This window comes from Bradyrhizobium sp. CCBAU 25360 (assembly GCF_028128695.1).
GTDB lineage: Bacteria > Pseudomonadota > Alphaproteobacteria > Rhizobiales > Xanthobacteraceae > Bradyrhizobium > Bradyrhizobium ottawaense.
Window position 1 is genome coordinate 42,050 of the sequence record NZ_LBJA01000036.1, and the last position, 19,196, is coordinate 61,245.

Sequence of the window (19,196 nt, forward strand, 5' to 3'; positions counted from 1 at the left end):
CAAGGCGCCATTCCGGAAGCGACGGGCGCCCTAATGTAGCAACCGGCCAGCTTCTGCGACCCGGACCCTTTCTCTCAGATCGTCGAGCTCCTCGATCGCGTCCAGCAATTTCACCAGCTCGCGGGCGATCTGCGTCAAACTGGGCTTTGGGCGTCTTGGGATACGGACACGCTGTCCCATTGGTGCACGCCTCCTTGGCTCTGGGAGGTCCAATTGGCAAGGAGCGTGCCACCCCATGAAGGGGTAGATTTTTAACGCAAATCAGCTGATGATGTCCGTGGGTGTGAGAGCCCGGACCAGTGATATCGACCGCATTCCCTGCAAGGAATTGCCCTGTCGCCTGCAAGCGACGGGCGGCGGTTGAACGAGCCCTCTAAGGGCTCAACGGACGCGCTTGGCGGCGCGGTACCGACCGGACCTTTATGGCCGGGGCGTGCCGTTCTGTCCAGAGGGCTTCGGCCCTTAAAAGCGGTGCACCTGTCTCACTGGCAGGCTCTCACCCCCCGGCTGCTCCGTCTGTCACGGAGCACGGCTGTGAGAGGCCGCAACCAGTGAGCATTTCTTATGAAAACCTTAACGAGCGGAAATTCCCCACCGATCTCCTCCGTATGTGATCAGAGCACGCCGGCCGACAAAGAGCCGATCTCAAAAACCCGCAGGAGTTTCGTCATGAATTCAATCGTCACGCTTCCAATTGTCACCGCCGCCCCCACCACGGCACCGTTGTTGCACGGCCTGGAAGATCCTGTCTTCGCGGCCATCGAGAGGCACAGGAGGGCTATGGAAGCACTCAAGGCGGCTAACGCCGAACAAGAGCGGGTATTGCGTTTGGCAGACGAGATGGTCGGCTTGCATGCGCTCTCGGTACTGGACATGAGAGAGCCCAGCAATCCTCCTGGCTGGCATCCATACGTGGATGCCATCTGCTCGTCCGACATCGAAAACTTTGTGCCGAGAGCCGAGCACCAAGAATTGCACGACCACTATCAGATGGCCTTTGCGGAGCGTCGGACGGCGCGAGCCAAGTTTGTCGAGGAGATGGCCGGGGACATAGACGCCATGGTCAACGCGCCCGGCGAGCAGGAGTTTGATACTGCCCAAGAGTTGGTTTCCACCTCTCCGACAACTTTGTCGGGGATGCTTGCTCTGCTCACCTACGTCGGCGAGTCGAGAGAAGACGGGCAATCTGATGAGGGGATCACACCGACATTCGACGAGGAGAACCTCACGGTTCTCGTCGAGACGCTGGCACGTACTGCTAAGAGGCTGACCTCGCGAGTAGCGTGACGTCGTCCAAAGCCCGCCGGTTCGCGCTGGCGGGCCTCGCAACCCTATTTTTTGGGCGGAGGTCGAACGCCGTGATGTCGGAGCACCTTGTTGGTTTTTTTGGCTGTCTTGCCGACGGCCTTCTTGGCCTTCTTGGCCTTCTTAGCTTTCCTTGCCATGCCACCTCTCGCTGATCCATATTGAGGCCCGTTGCCACCAATATTTGTGGTCACTCTCGGGACAGTAGTTATACCCGTTTCTTGCAATAAAGTTCTTGAGCAGCCTATGGGACAAAGGCACCCACACGCGGTTGTTCGCGCGATCCGCCGCTTCAAAATAGGTCGCGTCTACGGCCGCATTATAGGCGAGAGCGTCCAGCGCTCGCATCGGCATGGGTTCGTCCGCGGCAATCGTTTGCAGCTTCGATTTCCACTTTTGGCCGTCGAGCGCAGAATCCAACTCCAAATCAGCCAGCAACTCATGGTATTTGCGCTGGAGGAATTCGTGCGTACGAGCCTTGTAGCCGAAGTCGAATGTTAGCTGCGCCGTTGCCACGATCAGCACTGCAAACTCCAGCCACGTCTCGTTAATCTCAAAAAGCTTTGAAGCTTTTCCCGCAACCGCGGCGCCGAGAACAATGACCACGAAGTTCAGCAGACGATTCAACCCGTCATAGAAATTCTTGCGGGCGGTGTGATAGATCGCGTTGCGAAGTGCATCGAATTTCGCTTCGAAGGAAGAGTCGGCCACAGCGCCACCCAGATCACTTTTTAGGTGGTGGTGGCGGCGGAGGCGGGGCTGGCCGGACCGGGGGCTGATTGCTTGGACTGGGGCGGCTCGGCGGAGGAGCCACTCCAGCATGCTTTGTCTCGTGATCGCTCATCATGGCCTCAGTATCGAGGCGTCCGATGCCCGGCGGCGCCGGTGTATGGGTTCACGTTGCCAGTTGTGGTGAAGTTGTCCCGCTGAGTGCTGTTCGGATTGGTCGCAACATAAGGCTGCACGTAAGTGCCGGTGTTTGTAGTGTAGCCCGAAGATCTGTGCGTGCTCGGGTTAGAGCCGGTCCCGCTCAGGTATTGCGCCTGGGCGGAGGTTGCTACGATCATAATTGCTGCAGCAAAATATAGCTTCTTCATTCTAATCCCCCAAAGGTTTTATCAAACGCCCGACGCAACCACGTTCCAGGGGCGGTGTCGAGTCCGACGAAAGGATGCCGGAACGGCGTACCGACGATATGACCCCGCCGCCGGTTCACGTTGGCGGCTCTATTGCAGTCAGTCACAAATGTGGGGCTGGTCCGCGTCCATCCCCCTCCGACACTTCCGGACTTCGCCAGTGACACGATTTACGCGCCAAAGAAACGCCGGGCCGCTTGCCATCTGGAACGGGACTACAAACTGAGCCGCGACAATCGAAGCGCCGATGATTGCTGCGCCGGCCAAAATGGATTGCGGAATCGTCATGGTGCCCCCTGCGTCCGATGATCCCCCACCATACGGCAGTTGCAATTCAATTGGCGCCGGAGTCAGATCGGCGCCCATGGGGCGGGACCAACAGATCATTGACGAACTGGGAGCGTTCGAGCGGCTTTGCCTGGAGCTCGCTGCCGACGCGACCATGCCTGAGGAGCGAGCAGGGCTCGAGTTCATGGCCAACTGCTACCGCGCCGAAGCCCGTTGCCTCGAAAGCCGCTTCCCATCTGCTTCCCGGTCTGGAATTCTGGGAAGCAACGGCGCTTTAAGTCGATGCATTACCTACATAAAATCTCTTCTTGACCGATCTCCGGCTATCACATGGCGGTCGTCGCCGGCGTCGTCTTCTTCGCGGTGCGCGCACTGCTGGCCTTGATCCCGGGACTGGCGGCCGGCTTTGCCATCAAGAAATGGTCGGCGGCCGCAGCGCTGGTGGCGGCTGCGTTCTATCTGCTCTTGTCTGGCGCGGAGGTCGCGACGCAACGTTCGTTCTTCATGACGGCGGTGGTGCTGATCGCCGTGATGGTCGATCGCCGCGCCATCACCTTCCGTACGCTCGCGGTGGCGGCGCTGATCGTGCTCGCGGTCGCGCCGGAAGCGCTTGTGCATCCGAGTTTCCAGATGTCCTTTGCCGCGACGCTGGGTCTCGTCGCGCTGGTACAGATCGGCATGCCGAACCTGTTTGCCTCACCCGATCATTCGGCGACCGCGCGCGTCGCGATGTGGGGCGGCCGCGAGATCGCGATGCTGTTCCTGGCCTCGCTGATCGCCGGGCTTGCGACCACGCCCTACGCCGCCTTCCACTTCCACCGCGTCACGCCCTACGGCGTGCTCGCCAATCTCGGTGCGATGCCGGTGGTCTCGGCGCTGGTGATGCCGGCGGGGCTGCTGGGATTGCTCGCAGCGCCGTTCGGGCTCGACGGCGTGTTCTGGTGGCTGATGGGGATCGGCATCGACTGGATGGTCACGGTCTCGCGCTGGGTGGCGGCATTGCCGGGCGCGGTCGGCCGCATCCCGGCGTTCGGCATCGCGCCGCTGATCGCAGCGAGCCTGGGGGTCATCGTGATGGGCCTGTTGCGCACGCCGTTGCGCTGGGGCGGTGCCGTCGTGCTGCTGGTTTCCATCGGCTGGGGGCTGTCGGTGCGGCAGCCCGATATCCTGATTGCCGGGGACGGCGCGAGCGTCGCGGTGCGGGGCGGGGACGGGCGTTTGCATCTGATCAGGGCAGGCAAGGACAATTTCGTGCTGAGGGAGTGGTTGGCTGCCGACGCCGATCCGCGCGATGCCGGCAGTAGCGCGCTGGCGAGCGGCATATCGTGCGACGAGTCGGGCTGCGTAACGCCGCTCGCAGACGGACGGCTGGTCGCGCTGGCCTCGCGCATCGACGCGTTGGCGGACGATTGCAACCGGGCTGCACTGGTGGTGACGTCGAGGCCCGCGCCGCACGATTGTGCGGCGATGGTGGTGGATCGGCAGCGGCTCGCTCGCCAGGGCGCGCTGGCATTGACCCAGCGTGGCGACGGCTTTTCGGTTCAGGCGGTGAGGGCAAGAGGCACGAACCGCCCGTGGTTACCGGCCGGTGCGGGCGAAGGTGACTTCGACGGCAGCCTTGCGCAGAAGGCGGCTCCCCGCAGCCGCGACGCAACGCCATCGGAGACCGACTTGCAGGCCGACGATTGACGCCATCGATTACAGATACCAGGCCAGCACGGCTTCGAGCTTTGCCTTGCCGATGACCGGCAGGGCCACCATTCGGCTCAGCCCGGCTGCGCAGGCCTCAGAGCCCGCGATCGAGCCGTCATGAGTGAGATCGTCGTTGAGCGCGGGCATGCCGGCGGCCCAGGCGCCGCCGATGCTGCCTTCGCCTCTGGCAATGGAATTGGCGGCATAGCGGGCGGCAAGGTCGGTCTGCGCGCTGCAATCGCCGGCGCGAAAGACCAGCGCCGAACGGGCCTCGTTCGGGACCCAGATCTCGAAGCGTCGCGCAATCGGCGTTGCCTGCGCGGAGAGGAAAGTCAGGACCCAGGTTTGGTCGGTGCCGGTTCGGTAGGGCACGCCGACACCCAGATTGATCCCGACCTTGGCTGCGTCCTCCCAGCGCAGGAAGCTCTTGGCGTCGTGCAGGTCCTTGATGATCAGCGGCAGGCCCGCCTTCCAGGTGCGTCCGGGAAGTCCGAAGCCGCGAGGAAATTTAGTGTGGCGCGAGTTGAATTCGAACATGTCCGCCGCGCCGTAATAGCCGTCGACGAGGCCCATCTCGTGGGAGAGATCAGGATCGTTGTGCCAGAGTTCGATCGCGCCGACATGCGCCTCGTCGTCGCCGCAGAACAGCACCATCACGGCTTGCAGAAATTCGCCTGCAAACACCGGCACCGCCACGCCGCAGGTGAGGCCGGCGGCGACGGCCTGATCGGTCCGCTTGAAATACGAGTTGGCGAATTTCGTGAGGATGACGGGATGGCCGCAGGCCCAGGTCTTGCCTGGAAGCCCCTCGTCATATCCGAAGTGCAGCTCTTCGCTGACGGCCTTGAACGCGGACAGCCCTTCATCGTAAAGGCCGCCGCCGAATTCCAGCCGCATGCGCGTCCGGTCAGGCACCCAGAGTTCAACAACGCGAATAAAGGTTTTCATCGAGCGTGTCCGCCGCCTCAAACCACGACAGCATCGGTCATTTGGCTGCGGAGCGGAGGTTCAAAATTCAGGCAGGACGGCCCAAACTTCGTGCGGCGACGAGGTGCGGCGGCGCTCGCCGATCGAATTTCGTGAAACACAAACCCACCGGGCTCGCCGGCATCGGCCGGCGACGGCATTTCAATCCTGGCCCCGGACCCGCCGGGCCGGAGGGCGTCAGCCGATCGGCAGTCGCGTGACCGTCGGGCGACTGTCGGCGATGATCTGCGGCTTGTGCTCGCGCTCGCCGATCGGCTGGGTCACCGGCAGTTGCAGCACGGTTGCGCGCTGGCCCTCGACGAGCTGCGTCACCAGCACGGATTTGCCGTCCGGGAATTCGATCGCATCATGATGGCGATCGGGAATGTGCGGATCGATCTTGCCGAACTTGCCGACGCGGGAGTTGACGGTGCGCGTCCAGATCCAGCGGTTGTCGTAACGGACGTTATCGGCGAAGGCGAGCTCCGTTCCCGGCAGCAGGCAGACCGCGACGGAGAGATCGGCTTCGGAGGCGAAGCCGCGCGTCGAGGTGCCGCGGAATGTTGTCGTGACGATCGTCTCGCCGACTTCTGCGGGGCGCGTCGCGACGGCATGCAGGCTGTAGTCACACATCGGGTGCTCCTCTATGCAGAGATAGCGACCCGCACCCCTTTGGAGGCGCAGGCCCCTACCAGAGTGGAAGCACGTGACGGTCTGCTTGGTTGTAGGCAAATCTGCGGCTGGGATCCGCGAGCCCCGATCACATTATCTTTTCCATCTTTTCCGAATTCGATAGGAACAAAGTCGGCTTCCGTGCATTTGGCAGGCGCGCGTCAACGACCGGCGAAACCAGCCAGCCCGAGTATCGTCAGCTCGGTTGCGTGCGCGCTGCATTGCGGTCGTTGCGGATTTTCTGGATCACGGCCGTGTCCTAGCCGACATGATGATGCGACCAGCGTTGCTGCGGCTGCGCTCAAACGATCCGGCGCATTTGGGCTGTCCCCCTCGAACTCGAAAGGCCGCGAAGCGATGTTGCTTCCCGCGGCCTGCCGAGGATGTCGCGAAAAGGGGGAGGGGCCGGACAATCTGTGCAGAACCAGAAAGACTATCCAGCCGGAGCGGACCATCATCCGCTCCAATCTCTGATCGGCGATGCCGACCGAAGGCGCGCGCGAGGCGCTGAAGACTCCGGTATCAGTACTTGCGGTAAAGCCCGATCAGCTTGCCCTGAATCTTCACGCGGTTCGGCGGTAGGATGCGCACCTCGTAAGCGGCATTGGCGGGCTCCAGCGCGATCGAGGCGCCGCGGCGGCGGAAGCGCTTGAGCGTGGCTTCCTCGTCGTCGATCAGCGCCACCACGATGTCGCCGGTATCGGCGCTCTCGTTGCGCTGGATCAGCGCCATGTCGCCGTCGAGGATGCCGGCCTCGACCATGGAATCGCCGCGCACTTCGAGCGCGTAATGCTCGCCGGAGCCGAGCATGTCCGGCGGCACGCTGATGGTGTGGCTGCGGGTCTGCAACGCCTCGATGGGGGTGCCGGCCGCGATGCGGCCCATCACGGGCACCGCAACGGGCCGCTCGCCCTCGTCCGCGGACGGGCTGGAGCTCGCGCGTAGCTTGCCGAGATTGCCCTCGATGACACTTGGCGTGAAGCCGCGTCGGTTGCCGGCGGCAGCTTGGAGCTCCGGCAGCTTGATCACTTCGATGGCCCGGGCGCGGTTGGGCAGCCGGCGGATGAAGCCGCGCTCCTCGAGTGCGGTGATCAGGCGGTGGATGCCTGACTTCGAGCGCAGGTCGAGCGCATCCTTCATCTCGTCGAAGGACGGCGGCACGCCGCTTTCCTTCAAGCGTTCGCTGATGAACCGCAGAAGCTCGTATTGTTTGCGCGTTAACATCTCGACCAAAGTCCCCCGGTTGATGTCGTTCGATTCCGAGACGATGAGTTCAGCGATAAGCCGCTACATCCTCGAAACAAATCATGAACGGACACTATATGTTCGATACATGTTCCGCAACTGCTTAATTTACCGTGAACAGAGCGAAACTCGCGGAATGCGTGTGGCCGCGCAGTTCAGACGGGGAGCCGCAGCACTTCGCAGGGGCTGCCGGCCTCGGCCTTTGGCGCAAACGGTGCGCGCACGAGAAGTACCTGTGCTGCAGCAAGATTCGCAAGCAGAGAGGAGTCTTGATGGCTGACGGGAAGGGCGACGAGCGTGCCGTCGTCGCGCGGCTCCAGGCGCGCGCGCAGATAATCCTCGCGCTGGTCATTGGCGCCGAGATCGCGGCCCAGCACGGCGCGCTCGCGATGGTGATGAATCACCGAACGGCCCGACAGCGCGCGAATCAGCGGCACCATGAACAGGAAGGCGCACACGTAGGACGACGCGGGATTGCCGGGCAGGCCAATGACGCCCATCGTCCCTAAGCGTCCGTGCATCATCGGCTTGCCGGGCCGCATCGCGATCTTCCAGAACGCCAACGCGATGCCTTCGTCCTTCAGCGCCTGCTGGACCAGATCGTGGTCGCCGACCGATGCGCCCCCGGTCGTGACCAGGACGTCGGCGCCGCTTTCGCGCGCGCGGCGGATGCCGGCGGTGGTGGCCTCCAGCGTATCCGCGGCAACACCGAGGTCGATGGTCTCGGCGCCCTCGCTGCGGGCGAGCGCGTGCAGGGCATAGCCGTTGGAATAGACGATCTGGCCGTGCCCGGGCGTCGAGCCCGGCATCACCAGTTCATCGCCGGTGGCGAGGATCGCGACCTTCGGACGACGGCAGACGGCGAGTTGCGGGTGATTCATTCCAGCGGCGAGGGCGAGATCGCGCTCTGTCAGACGGGTTCCCTTGCGCAGGAGGACGTCACCCTCGCGGAAATCAACGCCGGCGGGGCGGATGTGCCGACCCACGATCGCGGCTTCCTTGATCGTTATGTGCTTGCCCTCGGCGATCGTGTCCTCCTGGATCACGACTGCGTCGGCGCCGTCGGGAACGACGCCGCCGGTGAAGATCCGCACGGCTTCGCCGGCGCCGACCCTTTCCGTGAACGGACGGCCCGCTGCGACCTCACCGATCATCGTCAGCCTGGAATCGATCGTTGCCGCATCGGCCGCGCGCACGGCGTAGCCGTCCATCGCCGACATCGCCTGGGGCGGTTGGGTGCGCCGCGCAGCGACGTCCTGCGCGAGCACGCGATGGTAGGCTTCGTCGAGTGAAACCATCTCTGCAGGCAGCGGCTCTGCACCCGCCAGCACCGCAGCAAGGGCGTCGGAAACCGGCATCAAGGCCACGGCGAAACTCCTGCTCGGCACGTTCGGACGAAATGTTCCGACAGTCTTCTAGCCGAGCGCGGGAGCAGAGGCAAAAATGCGGCCACAATTTATCTTGCCGCTTTCCGGCCCTGGATCGAAGGCAGGCTCAGGCCTGGCGTGGCATGATCCAGAGAACGAGGCCGATCGGCAGGAGGGTGGCGATGGCGAGGACGAGAATGACGAGTGCCACGGCCGGCATCGCTCAACTCCCGCTCGGCCGGTCCGGCCCGTCGTCCATCGCGACGTCGGGAGCCTTCGGCCCTTGATCCTTGTCGGGCAGCGGATCGGCCTGGGATTTCAGGTCGGCGGCCTTGCTGATCAGCTTGGCGGAAAGGTCAGAATCCGAGGTGGTTCTTGCGAATTCAAGCAGGAGAGAGGCTTGCTTGGTGAGATAGGTTTTGCCCAGCACGTCCATAAGTCCGGTGTAGAAGTCCCAACGGACTCAAGAGTCCGGAAGGGGCCATTCCGTTCCCGGAACTCCGTACAAAAATGCACAAAGCGCTCTGGTTCCTCATTTTGGGCAAAATTGGGTCCGGGAAGGCTGCCCGACGTTGGCGCCTCCCGATGAGCGGAGATCGTCAGATGCCCAATGCCTTCAAGGCGTTCTCGACGTCGCGCGGCGACGTCACATGCACCGCCGTCAGCCCGCGCGACCGCGCGCCTTCGATGTTCTCGGCGAGGTCGTCGAAGAACACGATACGTGCTGCGGGCACGCCGATCGCGGCGACGACATGGTCGAAGGCTTCCGCGTCGGGTTTGCGCAGGCCGATGCTGGACGACAGATACAGCGCGCGGAAATGGCCGAGCAGTTCGCCATATTCCTTCGAGAAATAGTCAACATGCGGCCGGTTGGTGTTGGAGAAGGCATAGAGCGGCATCTGTTTCGCCGCGCGCGGCAGCAGCTCGGCGATATCAGGCATCTCGCCGGCGAAGATCGCGTTCCAGCCTTCCAGGAACTGGGCGTCCGAAATGCCGATGCCGAGCGAAGCACGCAGCGAAGCGAAATAGTCCTCGTCGCTGATCTTGCCGACCTCGTGCAGCCGGTAAGCCTCGTCACGCACATAGCGCGCGACGATGGCCTCGGGCTGGCAGCCGGCATGTCCCGCCCAGCAGGCGATCGCCTTGGAGAAGTCGATGTCGAGCACCACGCGCCCGAGATCGAACAGCAGCGCATCCGCGCTGCCGGGAGAGAGCGATGTCATTGCGTCCTTTTCACTCAGTATCGATACGGATCGTGGTCGAACAGCGGGAATGCGCTGAACACGCTCGGCGCGTTGGTGGCGGTCGCCGGATGCAGGCAGGATTTGTCGACCTCGGCAAATGACGTGGCGCCCAAAAGGCCGAGGCAGCGCAGCACCTCGTCCTCCAGCAGCTCCAGCATCCGCGCGACGCCGGCCTCGCCAGCCGCCGCCAGCGCCCAGCATTGCAGCCGGCCGATCCCGACCATGTCCGCGCCCGCCGCGATCGCCTTGACGATGTCGGTGCCGCGACAGATGCCGCCATCGACCATGATCTTGGCGCGGCCCTTCACGGCATCGACGATCTCGGGCAGCACATGCATGGCGCCGCGGCCATGGTCGAGCTGGCGGCCGCCATGGTTGGAGACGTAGATCCATTCGACGCCGTGATCGACCGCGATCTGGGCGTCCTCGGCGGTGGCGATGCCCTTCAGGATCAGCGGAATCCTGAACTTGTCCTTGATCATCTTCACGGTCCGCCACTCCAGGCCCTTCTGGAAATCGCCGCCGGTGGCACGCAGGCGGCTCTCGCGAACGTAGCGCTTGGCGATGTCACGCTCACGACGGCTGTAATGGGCGGTGTCGACGGTCAGGCAGAAGCCGGCATAGGCGTTCTTCTCGGCCCGGCTGACGACATCCGCGACAAAAGCATCGTCGCCGCGGACATAGAGCTGATAGAGCCGCAGCGCATCCGGCGCGGCTTCGGCGGTCTGCTCCAGGCCTGGCTCGGACACCGAGCTCAGCATGTGCGCCGCGCCGAAGGTGCCGGCAGCCCGCGCGACGCTCGCCGCGCCATCCGGGTCGAAGATCTCGAGCGCGCCGACGGGGGCGAGCACCACCGGCAGGCGCATTTTGCGGCCGAACTGCTGAACCGAGCCGTCGACCTTTCGGACGTCGCGCAGCACCCGCGGGCGGAAGGCGATCTCGTCCAGCGCCATGCGGTTGCGGCGCATCGTGGTTTCGGTCTCGGCGGCTCCGACGATGTAGTCCCAGGCGTTCTGGTTGAGGTTGGCCCGCGCTTTCCGAATGAATTCGTGCAGGTTCTGGAACGGCTCGTTGCTGGCGCCGAGCTCGACGTTCCGTTCCGGCCGGATCCGGGGTGCTTCGTTCATTGTTATCCTCCCGAGAATTTGAAGCCTTGTGTCATCGCCTAACCCGTCCAGCGTTCCAAAACCATCCTAAAATGGCATGGCTGCGCGGCGTGGACGGGCGCACCGATTCCCCCTTTAGGTCCCTTTGGGGGCGGGCCAGTCCTGCAACGTTGCCAAAAGTTTAGGCCCGAACGAAGCGATTTTTGCGGTGTACCGGTCGGCGGTGCATCCCGGCCTTGAAGAAACCAGAATGGTATTGTGAGAAGTGGACTGGATCGCCAATTGCATGGCGCCTCCCAAGTGTGCTTCCCAAGTCTCGAGAGACGAGCCCAAGCAAGCTCAAGCGAACCGCCAAGCAAAAAGGCAAGCCCATCCATGCGGAAAACCCTGCTGTTCCCTCTGGGCGCGCTCACCGGAGCGTGTCTCACCCTTCTGGTCGCCAGCCCGCACGGTGGTGTATGGGCGGCACGGGCGGCAGCGAGCGCGGACGATGCCTATTCCCAGCTCAACCTGTTCGGCACGGTGTTCGAGCGCGTCAAGGCGAGCTATGTCGAGAAGCCCGACAACGCCAAGATGATCGAAGGCGCGATCACGGGCATGGTGACCTCGCTCGATCCGCATTCGCGCTACATGAACGCGAAGGCCTGGACCGAGATGCAGGAGACCACTTCCGGCGAGTTCGGCGGCCTCGGCATCGAGGTCACCATGGAAGACGGCCTCGTCAAGGTCGTTTCCCCGATCGACGATACGCCCGCCTCGAAGGCCGGCCTGATGTCCGGCGACCTCATCAGCAAGATCGACGGCGAGGCCGTGCAGGGCATGACGCTCGAGCAGGCCGTCAACAAGATGAAGGGCCCGGTCGATACCAAGACCAAGCTCACCATCGTGCGCAAGGGCGCTGACGCGCCGCTCGATGTCGCGATCACGCGCGAGATCATCCATGTGCGCCCGGTGCGCTTCCACGTCGAGAACGGCGACATCGGTTATATCCGCGTCACCTCGTTCAACGAGCAGACCACCGACGGCCTGAAGAAGGCGATCGCCGCGATCGCCAAGCAGGTGCCGCAGGAGAAGCTCACCGGCTATGTGATGGACCTGCGCAACAATCCGGGCGGTCTGCTCGACCAGGCCGTGTCGGTGTCGAGCGCCTTCCTCCAGCGCGGCGAGGTCGTTTCGACCCGCGGCCGCAGTCCGGAAGAGACCCAGCGCTTCACCGCGCATGGCGGCGACCTCACCAAGGGCAAGCCGCTGGTGGTCCTGGTCAATGGCGGCTCGGCCTCGGCTTCCGAGATCGTGGCCGGCGCACTGCACGATCACAAGCGTGCGACCATCATCGGCACGCGCTCGTTCGGCAAGGGTTCGGTGCAGACGGTCATTCCGCTCGGTGCCGGCAATGGCGCGCTGGCGCTGACCACGGCGCGCTACTACACGCCGTCCGGCCGCTCGATCCAGGCCCAGGGCATCGCCCCCGACATCGAGATCCTGCAGGACGTGCCGCCGGAGCTGAAGGGCCGCATGGACACCATGGCGGAGTCCCAGATGCGCGGGCATCTCTCAGCCGGCGAGGGCGGCGAGCAGACCGGATCGCAGTCCTATGTTCCGCCGAAGGAGGAGGACGACAAGGCCCTGCATGCCGCGTACGACTTCCTGCACGGCGTCACCGCCAACGCGGTGGCCGCCAAGCCCGCGTCGAAGGCCGCGGTGCCGAACTAAGGTCTTCGACTTTCAGAGATCGATATCGCCCGGGAGTGGATGTCCGCTCCCGGGCGAATTCGTTTTGGGCGTTCGCGAGCGGCGGAATCACTGCGCGATCGTCATTGCTGCTTCTTCGGACCCGTGTGATGCGGGACTTCGGTCTTCGGTCCGCCGCCGTAATGGTGGCTGCCGCCAGATCCGCTGGTCGTCCCGCCGTCGCTCTCTTTCTTGCCCATATGGTGAGGGACCTCGGTCTTCGGTCCGCCCGAGTAGTGATGGCCGTTCTTCTCATCGGCCGTGCTCGTCTGTGCCATGGCGGGCAACGCAACGAACGACATGATCGCGGCGGCGACGATCAGCTTGCGGTGACTCATTCTGGTTTCTCCTGTTGATCTCGTCGAGTTGGTGTCAATCAAGTCCCGGTGGCTCGATCGAGCAGCAACCAAACCCGGAGCTTGATTGTGTAGGTTGAGCAAGATCAAATGTCGACGCGCGCACTCGCGAGCGTCGTTGCGCGGATCGCCGTGTTGCCGCAGGCGACGAGAAACGTCGATCTTCTTACAGAGAAAAATTCTCGCCGCTGCGAGAAATCGCAGGTCGCGCGCAAAGCCCGCGAGCATGCCGAGAGATATCGTGGCCGATGACTCTTCCGGTGGAGGACGACGGGCGCCTCGATTCATTACGCGCTTGAATCACAAAAAGATTTGGCTGGTGCGCCGATCGGGTTTGATGTCCGTCAAACCTGCGTCGATGACGCAACCTAGCGTGCCGCGCGAATGAGCGGCGACACGGTTGCGATCCGACAAAAATTGACCGCAGAGATGGAGAACGCACCGTTGACTGACGAGACCATTCACGCCCCCGGTCGGCCCTTGCAAGTTGCGTTTCTCCGGTTGTGGGAAACGATCACGATCAGGTCGGTGCTGGTCAAGCAACGGCGCGATGTGCGACTGGATCTGTTTCGCGGTCTGGCGAACTGGTTGATCTTTCTCGGGCACATTCCAGATTCTGCGCTCGCCTGGTTCACGACGCGAAACTACGGCTTCAGCGATGGCGCCGATCTGTTCGTGCTGATCTCCGGCTACACCGCGACGTTCGTATTCGGCTCGATGATGATGGAGCGTGGCTTCGTCATCGGCGCAACCCGGCTGCTGCGGCGGGTGTGGCAGCTCTATGTCGCTCACCTGCTGTTGTTCCTGGTCTATCTCACGGCCGTGCACTACATCGCGCACAGCTTTGACGATCTTCATCTGATGGATCAGTTCAACGTCGCGCCGCTCATGAACTTTCCCGTCGAGACGCTCTCGCAGGGCCTGATACTCAAGTTCAAGCCGCTCAATCTCGACGTTCTGCCACTCTACATCGTGCTGATGGCCGCGTTTCCCGTCGTGCTCTGGTTCATGCTGCGATGGCGCAATGCAGTGATGATCGGCTCGCTCGGTCTTTATCTGGCCGCCCGACATTACGAATTGAATCTGCCGTCCTATCCGGCAGGAGTCTGGTATTTCAATCCGTTCGCCTGGCAACTGCTTTTCGTATTCGGAGCCTGGCTGGCGTTGGGAGGGGCGGCGGCAAGCCGCTGGCTGCTGTCGTCCCGCACGCTGCTCGTCCTCAGTAGCGGCTTCCTGATCCTTGCGCTCGCGATGACGCTGGCGGAACGAGTTCCGGGACTGCGGGACTACATTCCCGAGGGGCTCGCCGCCGTCTTCATTCCAAACGACAAGACCAATCTGGGGCCTTATCGCGTCATCCATCTGGCGAGCCTGGTGTTCATCGTCGTCTCGCTCATTCCGATCGACTGGCCCGGTCTGAGGTCACCGGTGCTCCAACCCTTGATCAGATGCGGTCAGCAGTCGCTGTCCGTGTTCTGTGTCGGCCTCTTTCTGTCGTTCGTCGCGCATTTCCTGCTCGATTTCGGATCGGAGGGAATTCTGGCTCAGATCCTCGTTGGCGCCGCGGGTCTCGGGATCATGACGGGCGTCGCCTACTACCGGACCTGGTCGAAAGGCGTGGACAGAAGCCGATCGTCCGAGCAGCGCGGGGAGGCTGGCGAATGACGACTTCCGAGTTGGTCGCAGCGGCCTTTGACACCTCCGTGCGTAAGAGTTGCCGGCGCTTCGCGTCTATATGGCCTGACCCGCCCCACGCTGTCCTCATCGCAGATCTCGATGAGCAGAGAACCATCCGAATCAAACCCCTGGAGAAAGACCATGGACCTTTCGAGAAAATTCGCCTTGAGCGCAGCCGCCTTTGCCGTCCTTGCCCTGGGGCCGGTTGGGCTGCCGTCCGCGATCGCCGCTGGCCATACGCAGTCCGCGATGATGGATGACGACAAGATGTCGAAGATGCCGGCCCCGTCGGATTCCAGCGACAAGATGAACATGGGTCAGCCAGCGGGGCAGCCGCAGAACATGAGCGGCGGTCGGATGAACGACGACAACAAGATGAAGATGCCGCCGCAAGGCCAGGACAATTCCGGCATGATGCAGATGATGCAAATGATGGAGAAGATGATGCGCGGCCAGATGGGTTCGTCCGGCAGCTGCGGTGCGATGAGCGGCCCCGTGGATGTGACAGAGCGGATCGAGGGGCGGATCGCCTTCCTGAAGGCCGAGCTGCAGATCAGCGACAAGCAGGCCGCCGACTGGAACGGTGTCGCCGACGCCTTGCGTTCGAGCCGGCAGCACCTGCTGGAAGCGCGCAAGATGCTCGCGATGGATGACAGGTCGGGAAGCGCCGATCGTCTGGAGCATTACGAGCGGCATTTGTCCGAGCGTCTGGAGGCCATCAAGTCGGCCCGCCAGGCCTTCACGCGGCTCTACGCGTCATTGAACGAGAGCCAGAAACAGACGGCAGACACGATCCTGCTGCCCTTGATTGCGTCGTTCTGATCGTCGAGGTGAGCGCGAGATATGTTCGGTCTGCCCCTTCGTTGTCGAGTCGGCCTGTCTGCGCTCATCGTCCTGACGAGCCAGCTTGTGGCGAACGCCGCGCCCGAATCGGACTTCGGCCTCGGCCGCGCGCATCCGACGGGGGAGGTCGCTCAGCGTTGGGAGCTGGCGCAGGCAGAGGACGACCACGCCGCACATCATCCCGCGGCGTCCGGCTCCGCAGGCGGTGCGGCCGATGTGCCGCCCGGCGGCGCCACGCCGGGGATGATGGGTGGAATGGACGGCATGATGGGCCGGCCGCGCAAGGAGTTCTATCCGGCATTGATGGACATGCCGGCGCTGTCCGCCGAGCAGCGGAGCAGGCTGGAGGTTCAGGCGCGCGAGCGGATCAGCGCGGAGGCCGATCGGCTGGCGACAGCCGAAATGGATCTGCGGCACGCTATCGCCGGGGGCGATAGCGTCGCGGCGGATCAGGCGTCGCGGCGGCTTCGCGAGTCCCTGAACGCGGTTCAGAGCGGCGTGGTCGCGCTGCGTTCGTTGCACGAGGGCAAGCCGCCGGAGCAGATCGCGCAGGCGTGGTTCAAGTCGCAGATGAACCTGCTGCCCCAACGCGGTGCCATGGCTGCGGATGACGGCACGCACGGAATCTCCTGGTTTCACGTCACGACCATGGCGCTGCTGGTGCTGTTCTCGCTCACGCTGATTGCCGTCTATGTCGCGCGCATGCGCCGGGCGAACGCGCTGGTCGATCGGCTGACGCGCGCTGCGGCCGTTCCGGCTGTTGCCGCGGCCGGCCCATCCGCGACGGCCGTCAGCTCGCCGGACGAGAAGGCCGTGGTGACACCTGCGCAACAGACAAATCGCGACACTGCACGAGTCGAACCGGGCCGCTCCTGGAAGGGCAGACTGAAGATCTGCGCGATCTATCAGGAGACGCCGAACGTGAAGACCTTCCGTCTGCAGGCACCGGACGGCGGCGCGATTCCTTTTGCGTTCCTGCCGGGACAGTTCCTGACCTACGCCATCGAGATCGACGGAAAGACCGTCAGGCGCTCCTACACGATCGCGTCGTCCGCGGCCCAGACCGCCTATGTCGAGACCACGATCAAGCGCGAAGACGGCGGGCTTCTGTCGGACTACATGCATGGCCAGCTGAAGGCGGGAGACCTCATCGAGGTTGCAGGCCCCTCCGGCGCCTTCACGTTCACCGGCGTGGAAGCCGACAGCGTCGTCCTGATCGGCGGCGGGGTCGGCATCACGCCACTGATGGCGGCGATCCGGTATCTCTCGGACATCGCGTGGCCCGGCCAGATCTACCTCGTCTATGGCGCGCAGACGACCGAGCAATTCATCTTCCGGGACGAGCTGGAATATCTCCAGCGCAGGATGAACAATCTGCACGTCGCGGCCACGATGGTGCGGGCCGCGGGCACGTCGTGGATGGGAAGCGAGGGGCAAGTCACGGCCGAGTTCCTGACGCAGGCTGTGCCTGATCTCACCAGACGACGCGTTCATTTGTGCGGTCCGCCCGGCATGATGGACGCGCTCAGGAAAATCTTGATCGGGCTCGGCGTGCCGCGCGAGCAGATCAAGACGGAGGCCTTTGGGCCGGCCCGCGGCGCCGTTCCACCTCCCGGCAAAGTCGCGGCCGAAGCGCAAATGCCGGCGACTGAGGCGAGCAATCAAGGGGCTGCAACAATAGGTCCGGCAACGGCGACCATTCGCTTTGCGACATCCGATAGGGTTGTGGCGCTGCCTCCGGACAAGAGCGTCCTGGAGGTGGCCGAAGGTGCAGGCGTTTCGATCGATTATTCCTGTCGGGTCGGGGTCTGCGGCGTCTGCAAGACACATCTGTTGCAAGGAAACGTCACGATGGAAGTCCAGGACGCCCTGACCGCGGACGACAAGGGGAACGGTCTGATCCTGGCCTGCCAGGCGAGATCGGTCGGAGATCTGGTCGTTGAGGCCTGACATGATGGATCGGAGAGGGCGCCTGATCGCCGACGTCGCTCTGGCGGCCCTGTTGTTGCTGGTGCCGGCGTTCCTGCTGCACTCCGATATCAGGTTCGCAGGAAGCCTCGCCGGCTTTGTGCTCGGGGCCGGTGCGGCCGTGCTGATGATTCTTCTTCTCGTCTATCCCATGACGAAATACAGCGTGGGTTTGAAGGCCCTGGTCACGCGATGCGTGTCGATGCCGACGCTCCTGGCATTTCACGCCTATGCAGGAATCGTCGCAGCATTTTTCGCGCTTCTGCACACGGGCCACAAATTTCAAAGTCCGCTCGGGATCGCATTGGTGGCCAGCATGCTGGTCGTAGTCGTCACCGGATTTGTCGGGCGCTACTACCTGCCGCAGACCGCGACGGAGCTGCGCCAGCAGCAATCGCATCTGGCGACCTTGAGGTCGGCCTATGAGCACATGGCGTCGGCGATGTCGTCGTCCGATCGGGTGGTGCGCGACGGGGCCGCCGTGCCTGGATCGGCGTTGCAGAATGTGCCCGTGCTGCAGCTCGTCGATGGCATTTCCGACCTCGAATCGGCGATCGGATCGAGCGAAGCAATCAAGAGAATCTTCCTGCAGTGGATCGGGCTGCATGTCATGGCGGCGATCGTCATGTATGCGTTGCTCGTGGTGCATGTGGCGGCCGAGGTCTACTACGGGCTGCGGTGGCTCGCGTGACGATCAGGGGCGTGCTCTACGCCGTGGTCGCGACACTGGTCGTCGCGAGCGCGGCGGTTGTGTTGATCGCTCTCTATCGGGGCAGCTCCGAGGTCGTTCCGGGGTGGACGAGGCTTGTGACGCCAGGGCCGCTTTCCGAGAAGCATGCATTTCTGTCCGACAAATGCGAGAGCTGCCACACGCCGGTCAGAGGCGTCGATCCGGTGGCCTGTATCTCCTGTCATGCGCCTTCCGCCGGGGATCTCGCCAAGCAATCGACGGCGTTTCACGCCGCGGCGGGCGGTCAATGTTCCGGCTGCCATCTTGAGCACATCGGCGAGCGGCGGCCGATCAGGATGGATCACGCCTCACTTTTGCAAATCGCAAGGCCTCCCCCCGGCGGGGCATGGTTCGACCGGGCCGCTTCCGACCAACTGACGGCGGACCTGAAGACATTTCTGGGCCTGCCAAAGTCCGACCGGCGGGAAAGGGCGGAGCTCGATTGCGCCGGCTGCCACAGCAACCGGGAGCCGCACCGCGAATTGTTTGGACGGGACTGCGCGGAATGCCATGGGCTCGCGTCCTGGAAAATCGCAGGCTTCCTGCACCCCTCGCCAACGTCGAGGGACTGCGCCCAATGCCATCAGGCGCCGCCGAGCCACTATATGGGCCACTTCGTCATGATGGACCGGATGATCACGGGGCAGGAGCACGCATCGGTCAATCAATGCTTTCTGTGCCACAGGACCGACTCGTTCAATGACATCAAGGGCGTCGGCTGGATGAAGCATCATTGACCGGTTCGAGCGTGCGACGGAGATGGGTGCTGCACATTACAGAATTCGGCAAAAAAATATGAGGCTCATTTCGCGATGAATCGCGCGGCCGGATAGAGGCGCCGAACCTTGAAATCCTGCGCAGAGCACGACG

16 protein-coding genes and 1 pseudogene are annotated in these 19,196 nt (G+C 63.4%); 8 read left to right on the forward strand and 9 right to left on the reverse strand.

Annotation, left to right across the window (positions count from 1 at the left end; translation table 11 throughout):
* Nucleotides 1–669: 669 nt before the first annotated feature.
* Nucleotides 670–1,287, forward strand: coding sequence for a hypothetical protein (locus XH81_RS13125; RefSeq protein ID WP_271596241.1), 618 nt, complete (start codon nucleotides 670–672; stop codon nucleotides 1,285–1,287).
* 141 nt (nucleotides 1,288–1,428) lie between these two features.
* Here the strand turns inward: XH81_RS13125 and XH81_RS13130 are convergent, their stop codons facing one another.
* Nucleotides 1,429–2,127 (reverse strand): hypothetical protein, encoded by a 699-nt coding sequence (locus XH81_RS13130; RefSeq protein ID WP_271596242.1) that lies wholly within the window; start codon nucleotides 2,125–2,127, stop codon nucleotides 1,429–1,431.
* Nucleotides 2,128–3,044: 917 nt separating this feature from the next.
* Between XH81_RS13130 and XH81_RS13135 the strand changes: the two are divergent.
* Nucleotides 3,045–4,418 (forward strand): annotated as a pseudogene (locus XH81_RS13135) (ComEC/Rec2 family competence protein); the annotation flags it as partial.
* Nucleotides 4,419–4,427: 9 nt separating this feature from the next.
* Here XH81_RS13135 and XH81_RS13140 read toward each other — a convergent pair.
* From XH81_RS13140 to XH81_RS13170, 7 genes are all read right to left on the reverse strand, one after another.
* The gene (locus XH81_RS13140) at nucleotides 4,428–5,369 is read right to left on the reverse strand and encodes a GAF domain-containing protein (protein ID WP_028141556.1); all 942 of its coding nucleotides are present in this window, start codon (nucleotides 5,367–5,369) and stop codon (nucleotides 4,428–4,430) included.
* A 216-nt stretch (nucleotides 5,370–5,585) separates the two neighbouring features.
* On the reverse strand, nucleotides 5,586–6,020 hold the full coding sequence (locus tag XH81_RS13145) for a hypothetical protein (protein ID WP_028141557.1): 435 nt from the start codon (nucleotides 6,018–6,020) through the stop codon (nucleotides 5,586–5,588).
* 561 nt (nucleotides 6,021–6,581) lie between these two features.
* Complete coding sequence (gene lexA, locus XH81_RS13150) at nucleotides 6,582–7,283, reverse strand: transcriptional repressor LexA (protein WP_026202323.1); 702 nt, start codon at nucleotides 7,281–7,283, stop codon at nucleotides 6,582–6,584.
* A 176-nt stretch (nucleotides 7,284–7,459) separates the two neighbouring features.
* Nucleotides 7,460–8,671, reverse strand: coding sequence for a molybdopterin molybdotransferase MoeA (locus tag XH81_RS13155; RefSeq protein WP_028141558.1), 1,212 nt, complete (start codon nucleotides 8,669–8,671; stop codon nucleotides 7,460–7,462).
* Between the two features lie 223 nt (nucleotides 8,672–8,894).
* Nucleotides 8,895–9,101 carry a hypothetical protein gene (locus tag XH81_RS13160; protein WP_038971469.1) on the reverse strand — a complete coding sequence of 69 codons (207 nt, stop codon included), beginning with the start codon at nucleotides 9,099–9,101 and terminating at the stop codon, nucleotides 8,895–8,897.
* 169 nt (nucleotides 9,102–9,270) lie between these two features.
* Nucleotides 9,271–9,894, reverse strand: a complete 624-nt coding sequence (locus XH81_RS13165; protein WP_028141560.1) for an HAD-IA family hydrolase — start codon at nucleotides 9,892–9,894, stop codon at nucleotides 9,271–9,273.
* Between the two features lie 14 nt (nucleotides 9,895–9,908).
* On the reverse strand, nucleotides 9,909–11,042 hold the full coding sequence (locus XH81_RS13170) for an alpha-hydroxy acid oxidase (protein WP_028141561.1): 1,134 nt from the start codon (nucleotides 11,040–11,042) through the stop codon (nucleotides 9,909–9,911).
* A gap of 354 nt (nucleotides 11,043–11,396) precedes the next feature.
* Between XH81_RS13170 and XH81_RS13175 the strand changes: the two genes are divergently transcribed.
* Nucleotides 11,397–12,734, forward strand: coding sequence for a S41 family peptidase (locus tag XH81_RS13175; protein WP_028141562.1), 1,338 nt, complete (start codon nucleotides 11,397–11,399; stop codon nucleotides 12,732–12,734).
* A gap of 101 nt (nucleotides 12,735–12,835) precedes the next feature.
* On the opposite strand, the gene XH81_RS13180 is transcribed toward XH81_RS13175, so the two are convergent.
* Nucleotides 12,836–13,090, reverse strand: a complete 255-nt coding sequence (locus XH81_RS13180; protein WP_028141563.1) for a hypothetical protein — start codon at nucleotides 13,088–13,090, stop codon at nucleotides 12,836–12,838.
* A 462-nt stretch (nucleotides 13,091–13,552) separates the two neighbouring features.
* Here XH81_RS13180 and XH81_RS13185 point away from each other — a divergent pair, with 462 nt between their 5' ends.
* From XH81_RS13185 to XH81_RS13205, 5 genes are all read left to right on the forward strand, one after another.
* Nucleotides 13,553–14,773, forward strand: coding sequence for an OpgC domain-containing protein (locus XH81_RS13185; RefSeq protein ID WP_028141564.1), 1,221 nt, complete (start codon nucleotides 13,553–13,555; stop codon nucleotides 14,771–14,773).
* Between the two features lie 153 nt (nucleotides 14,774–14,926).
* On the forward strand, nucleotides 14,927–15,607 hold the full coding sequence (locus tag XH81_RS13190) for a Spy/CpxP family protein refolding chaperone (RefSeq protein WP_161966436.1): 681 nt from the start codon (nucleotides 14,927–14,929) through the stop codon (nucleotides 15,605–15,607).
* 21 nt (nucleotides 15,608–15,628) lie between these two features.
* Nucleotides 15,629–17,578: an FAD-binding oxidoreductase gene (locus XH81_RS13195; protein ID WP_271596243.1), complete on the forward strand. Its 1,950-nt coding sequence runs from the start codon at nucleotides 15,629–15,631 to the stop codon at nucleotides 17,576–17,578.
* 1 nt (nucleotide 17,579) lies between these two features.
* Complete coding sequence (locus XH81_RS13200; RefSeq protein ID WP_028141567.1) at nucleotides 17,580–18,287, forward strand: iron reductase; 708 nt, start codon at nucleotides 17,580–17,582, stop codon at nucleotides 18,285–18,287.
* Complete coding sequence (locus XH81_RS13205; protein ID WP_028141568.1) at nucleotides 18,284–19,063, forward strand: cytochrome c3 family protein; 780 nt, start codon at nucleotides 18,284–18,286, stop codon at nucleotides 19,061–19,063. Before XH81_RS13200 ends, XH81_RS13205 begins: the two co-directional genes overlap by 4 nt.
* The last annotated feature ends 133 nt before the right edge of the window (nucleotides 19,064–19,196 follow it).

Bases quoted from the DNA above. Each gene is read 5' to 3' on its own strand.
- XH81_RS13165 (WP_028141560.1), bottom strand. From the start codon at position 9,894: ATGACATCGCTCTCTCCCGGCAGCGCGGATGCGCTGCTGTTCGATCTC.
- XH81_RS13130 (WP_271596242.1), bottom strand. From the start codon at position 2,127: ATGCTGGAGTGGCTCCTCCGCCGAGCCGCCCCAGTCCAAGCAATCAGC.
- XH81_RS13145 (WP_028141557.1), bottom strand. From the start codon at position 6,020: ATGTGTGACTACAGCCTGCATGCCGTCGCGACGCGCCCCGCAGAAGTC.
- XH81_RS13140 (WP_028141556.1), bottom strand. From the start codon at position 5,369: ATGAAAACCTTTATTCGCGTTGTTGAACTCTGGGTGCCTGACCGGACG.
- XH81_RS13180 (WP_028141563.1), bottom strand. From the start codon at position 13,090: ATGAGTCACCGCAAGCTGATCGTCGCCGCCGCGATCATGTCGTTCGTT.
- XH81_RS13190 (WP_161966436.1), top strand. From the start codon at position 14,927: ATGGACCTTTCGAGAAAATTCGCCTTGAGCGCAGCCGCCTTTGCCGTC.
- XH81_RS13175 (WP_028141562.1), top strand. From the start codon at position 11,397: ATGCGGAAAACCCTGCTGTTCCCTCTGGGCGCGCTCACCGGAGCGTGT.
- XH81_RS13200 (WP_028141567.1), top strand. From the start codon at position 17,580: ATGATGGATCGGAGAGGGCGCCTGATCGCCGACGTCGCTCTGGCGGCC.
- XH81_RS13170 (WP_028141561.1), bottom strand. From the start codon at position 11,042: ATGAACGAAGCACCCCGGATCCGGCCGGAACGGAACGTCGAGCTCGGC.
- XH81_RS13195 (WP_271596243.1), top strand. From the start codon at position 15,629: ATGTTCGGTCTGCCCCTTCGTTGTCGAGTCGGCCTGTCTGCGCTCATC.
- lexA (WP_026202323.1), bottom strand. From the start codon at position 7,283: ATGTTAACGCGCAAACAATACGAGCTTCTGCGGTTCATCAGCGAACGC.
- XH81_RS13125 (WP_271596241.1), top strand. From the start codon at position 670: ATGAATTCAATCGTCACGCTTCCAATTGTCACCGCCGCCCCCACCACG.